We start from the raw sequence: 9861 nt of genomic DNA, 5'->3' as shown, positions 1-9861 counted from the left end.
CCTGCGGAGGGGCAAAAAAAGCCCGGTCAGCCGATGGCGGCTTGACCGGGCTTTTTGCATTTCAACATTCCGACATCAGGCAGGCAGCAGAGCGGGGGCAATTTCTCTGGCGGCCCGGATGAGCCGGTCTTTCTCCTCGGCAGTGAAATCATAAGGCACGAGCTTGCCGATGCCCAGCGTGCCGCAGAGGCGGTCGCCATCCAGCACCGGGACGGCCAGGGTGCCTTGCACCTGGGTCTGCTTTGCTCCAGGCTTGGCCACACCGGAGGTGTCCGTCTGCAGGTTGCACATTTCCACCGGTTCCTTGCGCTCTGCCGCTACGCCGGCAATGCCTTTGCCGACGGGGATGGACTGGATGATGGGCATCAGGGCTTCCGGGATGCCCTGGTGTGCCACCAGCTTGAGGTGGCGGTCAGCCGGGTCCAGCCGGTGAAGCGTGCCCGTGGTGCAGCCGAAATCCGCGATGGTTTGAGAGAGAAATGCAGCCCAGGTGGGATCGGTGGAAGAAATCATGACGCAGGGAGGGAGGGTAAAGTCGGGAATTGTCGTTGTCGCAGTGAGATGGGGGCGTTATTCTGGAGGCATCTTCGTTTCTGTCATGAAAACCTGCTCTGCTTTTTTTGTCCTTCTTTGGGTGACAGCTGCCGCCGCGCAGCCAGCTGCGCCAGCGAACACGCCGATCGTGGCGAAGAGTACATACCATCCTGACAATTCTCATTCTGAGACGATTGTGGACAAGACCACCAACGAGCTCATCGAGTCCACCTACAACTCCGGGGGGGCGCTTGTGGCCAAAAAGCACTACCTGCTCAATGAGCGCGGGCTGCCCACGCAGGGCCACATTTACGACGGGCGTGGCAACCTTGTGGCCCGGTCCCAGGTCTATTTTGATGCGTACGGGCGTGCCACGGAGATGCGCTCCTTCAACCTGAACGGCCAGTGCTATCAGCAGGTGGTCTATGAGTATGATGCTCAGGGGGCAGCCAAGAAGCCCAAGGTGGTCAATGTTGACCCGCGAGCAGCCCCTTCGATCAAGCCTGGTGTGATTGATTTCACTCAAAACCCGGCAGCTCCGGGAATGGTGGTGCCGCAGCAGCAGGCGGTGCCTGCGCAGCCGAAGCCCGCGGCCGAGCCGCAGAAAAAGTCCTTCTTCAAACGTTTGTTTGGCAAATAGCACTGATGGAAGCTCCTGCACCCGGCCAGCGCTGGATCAGTCAAAGCGAGCCCGAACTCGGGCTCGGAATCGTCAGCGGTCTTGAAGGCAGCTTTGTGGACGTGAGGTTCCCGGCTGCCGGAGAAAAGCGCCGGTACGCACGCAATGGTGCCCCGCTGCGCCGTGCCAGCTTCCATGCGGGCGATCAGATCTCCCTGCGCGATGGCACCGCGCTGCAAATCGATTCAGTCAGTTCCATCGATGGTGCTTTGATCTATCACTGCGGCAGGCGCAGTGTCCCTGAGTGTGACCTGGCTGACACGCTCAGCCTTGGCGGCCCGCAGGAGCGGCTGCTGGCTGCAAGCACGGACGATCTGCAGACCTTTGCCCTCCGTGCGGAAGCCGTCGAATGGCGCTGCCGGATGCAGGCTTCGCCGGTGAGGGGATTCATCGGGGGGCGGGTCGATCCCATTCCGCATCAGATGTCGATTGCGGCAGACGTCACCGGGCGGCTGCTGCCGCGAGTGCTGCTGGCGGATGAGGTGGGGCTGGGGAAGACGATTGAGGCGGGACTGATCCTCCACCGGCTGAACCTCACGGGGCGTGCCTCACGCATTCTGGTGCTGGTGCCTGATGCGCTGCCACATCAGTGGTTTGTCGAGCTTCTGCGCCGGTTTAATCTGATGTTCAGCCTGTTTGATGAAGAGCGCTGTGCGGCCATCGAAGCCGGAGATCCGGAGGGGAACCCCTTTCTGGACAGCCAGCTGGTGCTGTGCCCGCTGTCTCTGCTGAGTGAGTCGCCCAAGCGAGCCCAGCAGGCGGCAGACGCGGCCTGGGACCTGCTCATTGTGGATGAAGCACACCATCTGGAGTGGGCTGTCGGAGCGCCGGGTGTCGCTTATCAGGTGGTCGAAGCCATCGCGCAGCGGGTGCCTGGCGTGCTGCTGCTGACCGCCACGCCGCAGCAGCTTGGTGCTGAAGGTCACTTTGCCCGTCTGCGACTGCTGGACCCGGACCGCTACGGCGATCTGGACGCTTTTCTGGAGGAGTCCGGCCGCTATGAGCAGGTGGCGCAGGTCGTGGACCGGATTCTGCAAGGCGGGGGCATGAGCCCGGAGGACCGGGAGCTCTTTGCCAGCCATTCTCCACGTGTGCAGAACCATGCTGCCGAACTCGCCGGAGGCGATGAAACCGCCAGGCAGCGCCTCGTGGCCGACCTTCTTGATGAATTCGGCACCGGCCGTGTGATGTTCCGGAACACGCGAGCTGTCATCCAGGGGTTTCCGCCTCGGAAGTGCCATCTGCGTGAGCTTGTGCTTGAGGCTGGGACGACACCTGCAGAGGCGCTTGCCCGCTGGCTGGCGGCGACGCTGCGCGAACTCGGTGACGCCAAAGTCCTGCTCATCTGCCGCACGCGAAAACTCGCCGAAGACACGCACGAGCGTCTGCTGCGTGAGATCAATGTACATGCGGTGCTGTTTCATGAAGGGCTCACCCTGATGCAGCGTGACAGGCATGCGGCGGCGTTTGCCGATCCCGAAGGGGCGCGCATTCTGATCTGCTCTGAAATCGGCAGCGAAGGGCGCAATTTCCAGTTTGCGCAGCACCTTGTGTTGTACGACCTGCCGCGAGATCCTGAACTGCTGGAGCAGCGGATTGGCCGCCTGGACCGCATCGGTCAAAAAGGCACGATCAACATTCATGTGCCATTCATCGCGGGCAGTGAAGGGGAGGTGCTGGCGCGCTGGTATCATGACGGTCTCGACGCCTTTGAGCACAGCCTGCAGGGAGCGACGCAGCTTTTGCACAGCTTTGCCGCGGAGATCGAAGAGCTCTGCTCCTGCTTCAATGCCAAGAAGCTCGCCGGCTGCATCCGCCGCAGCCAGGCGCTGAGTCGGGAAGTGCGCCAGAAGCTCGAGCGTGGTCACAACCGCCTGCTGGAGCTGAACTCGTGCAAGCCGCGCCTTGCGGCGCGCATGATCGAGAGGATTCGAGATGTGGATGCGGAGCTGGATTTCGAGCGCTTCTTCATCCGCCTGCTGGACCACTTCGGCATGCATGTGGAGGAGATGACGCACCGGACGTGGTACATCCGCCCTGACAATTTGATCACGGACGCGCTGCCCTCATTGCCGGAGGAAGGGCTTACCTTTTCCTTTGATCGGGAGCGTGCGCTTTCGCGTGATCATGAGGCGTTTCTGACGTGGGATCATCCGCTGGTTTGCGCGGCCCTGGACGTGCTGCTGGGCTCTCCGGCGGGCAATGCCGGATTTGCGTTTTGGAAGGCGTCAGGCGGCGAGGGGCTGGTGCTGCAAGCGTGCTTCATTGCGGAGTGCATCGCGCCACCCTCTTTGCATGCGACGCGCTTCATGCCGGCCATGCCTTTGCGGGTGGCGGTGGATCATCAGGGCCGGGACCTGAGCGCCGATGCTGCCTTTACCCGGGCCAAGCTCACGCCGGGTGATCCGACACGCACGGTGGAGAACGAAACGGTGCGGCACAAGCTGCTGCCAACGATGCTGGGCAAGGCGCAGCAGCTTGCCGAGGCGCAGCTCAAGAGCCTGCAGCAGCGCGCCACGGCGGCGATGCGCAAGCAGATGGATGAGGAGATCTCCCGGCTCGAGGATCTGCAGGCGCGCAATCCGCATGTGCGCCCGGAGGAAATCAGCGCCTTGCGGGACCAGCGTGATGCGCTTGCGGCGGCCATTGGTGCGACCACGGTAAGGCTGGATGCGGTGCGGCTGGTGCTGAGGCTGAGGTGAAGAAGGAGAGTGGGCGAGGATAAGGGCGTTGTCTGAGCGCGGTGCCAGCTTGTGGCGGAGCTTTTTACAGGCGCTACTGGTGGACGCGGGGTGCGATGGGGTGCTGGGTTTGCTTCCCGGTCGTGTTGTGTTTTACCCGGGGACGCCTCGCTCAGGCTCGGCAAACGCTGGGCTCAACTACGCAGCCCTTTCAGGGCTGGTGTGTGGTGAAGGCGCTGGTTTGTTTTTTCAATCAGATTGTGCCCTGTACCAAGATAACCTCGCTAAAGCTCGGCAACCCGTTGGGACTGGTGTCAAGCGGAGTGGGATGACGAAAGAAGGCGACAACCGGCATAGATTGGGGGTGGCGACAACCCACGCGTCCATCAGCGTACGGCAAGCAGCGTGGCGTACGAACGTCCTGGTGGTCGGGCGGTTTGGCGGAGAGCGATGTGGCGCAAGACAAACGCTCGACGTCAAACACACCCAACCTACGGGCCCTGGGCGCCGCGCTGTTCACCTGTTCGATTACAGGCTCTTCTTCGACAGGAATACAGACCTGTTTTCAATGGCGTTTGTTATTACGCAGCCTGGCTGGGGCTGAATATCAAGATTGGCGAAAACTTGGGGGCGATTTCAGTGGTGCTGGCGACGTTTGAGCCTCGCAAAAGAAGAAGGGGGATCATTGCTGATCCCCCCTTTGATGAGTGTTGAAATGAAGGGATCAGGATGATCCCGGTGCTTGGTTAAGCGGGCACGCCGGTCAGGCCTGGGGCCATGCCGCCGTCGTCTTCGTCTTCACGCTTCACGGGGCGTGAGTCGGTGACTTTGGGAAGAGGGGGCGGAGGCGGGGGCTTGCTCTTGTTTTCGGGCGGATTGATGAGATGGCCGTGCTCCATGATTTCCTTGATGTGGGTGCCATCGAGGGTTTCGTATTCGAGCAGCGCGTGGGCGATGGCGTCGAGCTTGTCCTTGTGTTTGATGAGGATCTCGGTGGCCTTGGCGTAGGCTTCGTCGATGAGGCGCTTCACCTCTTCGTCGATCTTCTGGGCGGTGTCTTCGCTGTAGTTGCTGCTGCCACGGCCCATGAAGGCGTTGCTTTCGTTTTCACCGTACTCGATCATGCCGAGCTTGGTGCTCATGCCCCAGGAGCAGACCATGCTGCGTGCCACACGGGAGGCCATGCGGATGTCGCCGCTGGCGCCGCTGGTGACATCGCCAAACTGGATTTCTTCGGCCACACGGCCGCCCATGGTGACGATGAGGTCGTCGAGCAGTTCGCTTTTGCGGTGGGTGAACTTGTCCTCTTCAGGAAGCATCATGGTGACGCCGAGGGATGGGCCGCGGGGGATGATGGTGACTTTGTGCAGAGGGGCGGTGTGCTCCAGCACTTCATTGAGGATGGCGTGGCCAGCCTCATGGTAGGCGGTGTTTTCCTTCTCCTTCTCGGTGAGGGCCATGCTGCGGCGTTCGCGGCCCCAGCGCACCTTGTCACGGGCTTCTTCGAGCTCGGGATTGGTGATGGACTTCATGTTCTTGCGCGAGGCGAGGAGGGCAGCCTCGTTGAGCAGGTTTGCGAGCTCGGCACCCGAGAACCCGGGGGTACCACGGGCGATCTTGGAAAGGTCGGCGCTGTCTGCGAGCTTCACCTTCTTGGCGTGAACGCGGAGGATTTCCTCGCGGCCTTTCACATCCGGAAGATTGACGGTGACCTGACGGTCAAAGCGGCCCGGACGCAGGAGTGCGGGGTCAAGCACGTCGGCGCGATTGGTGGCGGCGATGATGATGATACCTTCCTGGGTGTCGAAGCCGTCCATTTCGACGAGCAGGGCATTGAGGGTCTGCTCACGTTCGTCATGGCCACCGCCCATGCCGTGACCGCGATGACGGCCGACGGCGTCGATTTCGTCGATGAAGATGAGGCAAGGGGCGTTCTTTTTGCCCTGCTCAAACATGTCACGCACGCGGCTGGCACCGACACCGACGAACATTTCGACGAAGTCCGAGCCGCTGATGCTGAAGAATGGAACGTCGGCCTCGCCGGCGATGGCCTTGGCGAGGAGGGTTTTGCCGGTGCCGGGAGGGCCGGTCATGAGGACGCCTTTGGGGATCTTGCCGCCGAGGCGCTGGAACTTCTTGGGGTCCTTGAGGAACTCGACGATTTCCTGCACTTCTTCCTTGGCTTCCTCAACTCCGGCCACGTCCTTGAAGGTGACCTTGTTGCGGTCCTGGGCGAGCATCTTGGCCTTGCTCTTTCCAAAGCTCATGGCACCGCGGCCGGCGCTGCGGAGCTGCTGGCGCACGAGGAAGTAGAAGAAGGCGAGGATGACGAGCAGGGGAAGCAGGAAGCCGATGAGGGAGGACCACATCTCGTTGTCATAGGTGGGGATGAGGACGAGCTTGTGGGCGTCGAGCAGCTTGTGGAGCTCCTCTTTCTGGAACTCGATGTTCACCTGGACGCTGAAATCCTTGGACTCCGTCTTGGGGGCTTCGGCAGCCGGCTTTTCAGTGACAGTCACCTCCTTGGCGGGAGCCTCAAGGGTGGGGTTGCCCAGGCTGGGGGCAGGCTCCGTGCCAGATTCAACGGGTTTGGCCACCGGGGCTGGTGTGATGCTGGGGGGCAAAGGGAAATAGCCGCCTTCAATGACCTGCTTGGAGGTGGCGTCTGAGTTGATGAGGACCAGCTTCTTGTTGGGGTCGATGCGGCCGGCCTCAACGTGTTTTTTGAATTCGGCGTAGTCGAAGACCTTGCGGCTTCCAGCCAGCCCCTTGTTCATCATGAAGCCCGAGATCAGCAGGGTGATCGCGAGCGCGAAGAGCATGAACCCGCGCCAGTTGAACTGCGGATCTTGGTTGCGACGGTTGGGACCGTCGGGGCGGTTGTTGAAGGGGTCGTCGGACATGAGCGGGGGTGTTACAACTAAGTAACGCGAGTCCGAGCATACACGCCGGTAATTTTTTTGCAAAATGCGATTCGCCGGGACTGGAGCCCCCCTTTATGGGGGGAGCAGCAGGCTAACGCTCGATGGGAACGCGTTTGAACTCGCGTGTCAGGCTGGTCAGGGAGTCTTCAACGCCCATGCGTTCCAGGCTGCTGGCGCCGACGAAGCCATCCGCCGAGGTTTTGCTGAGGATGAATTCCACATCCTTGGGGGTGTTGATCGGGCCGCCGTGGGTGAGGGTGAAAACGTTTGGATTCACGCTCTTTGCGGCATCAATGATCTCCTGGGTGATCTTGACGGTGTGGTCCCAGCTCACCACGGCATTGGTCACGCCGATGCTGCCGCCGACGGTCGTGCCGACATGGGCGATGATGGCGTCGGCTCCGTTTTGGGCCATCTTTACGGCCTCCTCCGGCGTGGCGACATAGACGATGCTGAACATGTCCATGCGGGTGGCGAGGCCGACCATTTCGAACTCTTTTTCCACGCTCATTCCTGTTTCCTCCAGGACGCCGCGGAAATGACCGTCCACAATGGTGTGGGTGGGGAAGTTGTTCACACCGGAGAATCCCATCTCTTTCACACGGCCGAGCCAGTGCCACATGCGGCGGCGTGGGTCCGTGGCATGCACGCCGCAGACGACGGGGATTTCTTTGACGACGGGCAGGACTTCGTATTCGCCGATCTCCATGGCGATGGCATTGGCATCTCCATAGGCCATGAGGCCGCAAGTGCTGCCGTGGCCCATCATGCGGAAGCGGCCGCTGTTGTAGATGATGATGAGGTCTGCGCCGCCTTTTTCGATGAACTTGGCGCTGATGCCGGTGCCTGCGCCCGCGGCGATGATCGGCTCGCCCTTGGCACGGGTGGCTTTGAGGCGGTCCACGACTTCTTGCTTCGTGTAGGGATTTCCGATTCCGGTCCAGGGATTGGGCATAAGGGTGAAGTTTGCGGTTGTTTGCGATGGCTGGCGCTGCGCGCGTTTGCAGTTGTTTGGGAAACCATTGCAAACCACAGTCGACAACGGCAAACAATCGCAAACTTAAGCTTATGCACGCCCGCGCCGCCATCCAAGAGCTATCCGAAACGCACACCCACGGGCCTGATACGGAGTACCGCATGGTGCGTGGGTCGGAGAGGGATACGCGGGCCTGGCTGCGCAGTGCGCCGCTGTGCACCACGCTGGCGACGCACCGGATCGCGCATGCGGGGGTGATGACGGCGCGTGCGCCGTACCGTATCGTGCGGATGCACCAGGGCGGCCTGTATTTCCTGGCATGTCTTGAAGGGGAGGGACGGGTGCTGGTGGATGGTGTGTGGAAGAAATGCACGGCAGGCATGGCCGTGGCGCTGCCGCCTTTCATGGTGAACGCCTTTCATGCGGTGCCGGGCAAGATCTGGCGCTGCTGCTGGGTGCGCTATGAGCAGCAGCCGGAACAGACGCCGATCCTGAGCAGCAGCTCGCCGCTGATGGCTCCTTTTGCCGGTGCGGCGCTGTGGAATGCCATCGAGGGACTCATTGAGGAAGCTGGAAACGCAGCGCAGCCCGCCGCCATGTTTCACTGGGTGGAGCTGGTGCAGCATTACATCGAGCGCTTTGCGCAGCCGTGGCAGGTGGATGACCGGCTGCACCGGATCTGGGAAAAGGTATCCGCGAATGTGGGCTATGACTGGACGCTGGATGAACTGGCGCATCAGGCGCATGTGAGTGCCGAGCACCTGCGCCGGCTGTGCCGGAAGGCGCTGGGGCGCACGCCGATGCACCACGTGACGTGGCTGCGGATGCGCAAGGCGGCGGAACTGCTGAGCACGACGAATTTGAAGATCGAGACGATCTCCCACGAGGTGGGGTATCAGAACCCGTTTGTGTTCAGCAACACGTTCAAGAAGTGGATCGGGTGGCGGCCGAGCGAGCACCGGAGCCGGATGGGTGGCTAGACGGAGTGACCGGTTGGGAGGAAAAGCCTAGCCTGCCTGGGCCGCACTCCTGGAACGGTGAGAGCACTCATGGGCAATGTAATGCTGCAAGCGCTCTATTTCATCCTGCTGGCGCTTGAGCAGAGGCACAAGGGCGCGGAAGAGCTGGTTGAGGTTGTCCGCAGTGCTTTGGGGCAGTTCGTTTCCGCATGCGATGCGAATGGCCGCGAGTTCAATGGCTTCCAGTTTTTGTTTCATGCGCGTACCCACAGGCTACGCAAAAGGGATTCATTTGTCGCAACATATGGATATTTTCCGTTATCAAAATATCAAAAATGACGCGAAAAATACCAGGGTGGCGGAGTCAGCGGGGGGATTAATCGTCGCCATCGACGCGTGAGATGCCGGCGTAGAGCTCGGGGAAGCGGCGTTCGAGGGACTTTGGGGTGATGTAGCCGATAAGCTGGGCCTCGTTCCAGTCTGCCAGGCCCCAGAACTCATGAGGGAAAGCCATGATGATGGCCGTGCAGGTGGGCACTTTGGGGATGTGTGCCCGGGCGAGGATGTGCTCGGCGAAATCGTGGAGGCCCGGATTGTGGCCGAAGATCATGGCGTGGTTCCAGCTTTCTTCAAAACCGCGCATGACATCGAGAATCAGTTCGGAGTCCGCCAGGTAGAGGCGGGATTCCAGGAGCAGTTTTTCAACCGGCATGGCAAAGGTCTCGCGCATGATCTGAGCGGTGCTCAGGGCGCGAAGCGCGGTGCTGGTCACGAGCCGGTCCGGCAATGGCAGCAGGGGGGGGGAGTCTGCGCCGCCGAAGTAGGTGCGGTGCAGGAATGTGGCGACCGCCGGTGCGGCGCGCTGCCCGCGCTCATTGAGCGGGCGATCATGATCCGCGAGCCCAGGCTGCCCCCAGCTGGATTTGGCGTGTCGCACGATCGTGAGGTATTTCATGATTCAAGAGGCAGGGGCGAGGCAGGGAGCGAAGGAACTGGAATGAGGAATGAGTGACGGAGCCCGGCACTGACGCAGGGTGATTGCGGCATTTCAGGCGTTTGTCATTCGGATTTTTTCCGTCATTTGACTGCGCCACAAAGATGAGCAGGC

Annotated in this window: 8 protein-coding genes; 4 read left to right on the top strand and 4 right to left on the bottom strand. The window is 61.3% G+C overall.

Features of this window, described 5'->3' with window-relative positions; all coding sequences use genetic code 11:
* Positions 1 to 75 precede the first annotated feature (75 nt).
* Positions 76 to 513: a GAF domain-containing protein gene (locus tag ACZ5WW_RS09870; RefSeq protein WP_377164664.1), complete on the bottom strand. Its 438-nt coding sequence runs from the start codon at positions 511 to 513 to the stop codon at positions 76 to 78.
* Positions 514 to 598: 85 nt separating this feature from the next.
* Here ACZ5WW_RS09870 and ACZ5WW_RS09865 point away from each other — a divergent pair, with 85 nt between their 5' ends.
* Together ACZ5WW_RS09865 and ACZ5WW_RS09860 are read left to right on the top strand one after the other, a co-directional pair.
* Complete coding sequence (locus tag ACZ5WW_RS09865; RefSeq protein WP_377164666.1) at positions 599 to 1174, top strand: hypothetical protein; 576 nt, start codon at positions 599 to 601, stop codon at positions 1172 to 1174.
* Between the two features lie 5 nt (positions 1175 to 1179).
* Positions 1180 to 3915 carry a helicase-related protein gene (locus ACZ5WW_RS09860; protein WP_377164668.1) on the top strand — a complete coding sequence of 912 codons (2736 nt, stop codon included), beginning with the start codon at positions 1180 to 1182 and terminating at the stop codon, positions 3913 to 3915.
* A 725-nt stretch (positions 3916 to 4640) separates the two neighbouring features.
* Here the strand turns inward: ACZ5WW_RS09860 and ftsH are convergent.
* Entirely contained in the window at positions 4641 to 6716 is a 2076-nt protein-coding gene (gene ftsH / locus ACZ5WW_RS09855) for an ATP-dependent zinc metalloprotease FtsH (protein ID WP_464694251.1), read from the bottom strand.
* Positions 6717 to 6909: 193 nt separating this feature from the next.
* On the bottom strand, positions 6910 to 7773 hold the full coding sequence (locus ACZ5WW_RS09850) for a phosphoenolpyruvate hydrolase family protein (protein ID WP_377164672.1): 864 nt from the start codon (positions 7771 to 7773) through the stop codon (positions 6910 to 6912).
* Between the two features lie 113 nt (positions 7774 to 7886).
* Here ACZ5WW_RS09850 and ACZ5WW_RS09845 point away from each other — a divergent pair, with 113 nt between their 5' ends.
* Complete coding sequence (locus ACZ5WW_RS09845; RefSeq protein ID WP_377164674.1) at positions 7887 to 8774, top strand: helix-turn-helix transcriptional regulator; 888 nt, start codon at positions 7887 to 7889, stop codon at positions 8772 to 8774.
* Positions 8775 to 8855: 81 nt separating this feature from the next.
* Positions 8856 to 9092, top strand: coding sequence for a hypothetical protein (locus ACZ5WW_RS09840; protein ID WP_377164676.1), 237 nt, complete (start codon positions 8856 to 8858; stop codon positions 9090 to 9092).
* 37 nt (positions 9093 to 9129) lie between these two features.
* Here the strand turns inward: ACZ5WW_RS09840 and ACZ5WW_RS09835 are convergent, their stop codons facing one another.
* Entirely contained in the window at positions 9130 to 9708 is a 579-nt protein-coding gene (locus ACZ5WW_RS09835; protein WP_377164678.1) for a SixA phosphatase family protein, read from the bottom strand.
* Between the last annotated feature and the right edge of the window lie 153 nt (positions 9709 to 9861).

This window comes from Prosthecobacter fluviatilis (assembly GCF_055388355.1).
The sequence above is the reverse complement of the archived record's forward strand: the minus strand, read 5'-3'. Positions and strand labels throughout refer to the sequence as shown.

Bases quoted from the DNA above. Each gene is read 5' to 3' on its own strand.
- ACZ5WW_RS09865 (WP_377164666.1), top strand. From the start codon at position 599: ATGAAAACCTGCTCTGCTTTTTTTGTCCTTCTTTGGGTGACAGCTGCC.
- ACZ5WW_RS09840 (WP_377164676.1), top strand. From the start codon at position 8,856: ATGCTGCAAGCGCTCTATTTCATCCTGCTGGCGCTTGAGCAGAGGCAC.
- ACZ5WW_RS09870 (WP_377164664.1), bottom strand. From the start codon at position 513: ATGATTTCTTCCACCGATCCCACCTGGGCTGCATTTCTCTCTCAAACC.
- ACZ5WW_RS09850 (WP_377164672.1), bottom strand. From the start codon at position 7,773: ATGCCCAATCCCTGGACCGGAATCGGAAATCCCTACACGAAGCAAGAA.
- ACZ5WW_RS09835 (WP_377164678.1), bottom strand. From the start codon at position 9,708: ATGAAATACCTCACGATCGTGCGACACGCCAAATCCAGCTGGGGGCAG.
- ACZ5WW_RS09860 (WP_377164668.1), top strand. From the start codon at position 1,180: ATGGAAGCTCCTGCACCCGGCCAGCGCTGGATCAGTCAAAGCGAGCCC.
- ACZ5WW_RS09845 (WP_377164674.1), top strand. From the start codon at position 7,887: ATGCACGCCCGCGCCGCCATCCAAGAGCTATCCGAAACGCACACCCAC.
- ftsH (WP_464694251.1), bottom strand. From the start codon at position 6,716: ATGCTCTTCGCGCTCGCGATCACCCTGCTGATCTCGGGCTTCATGATG.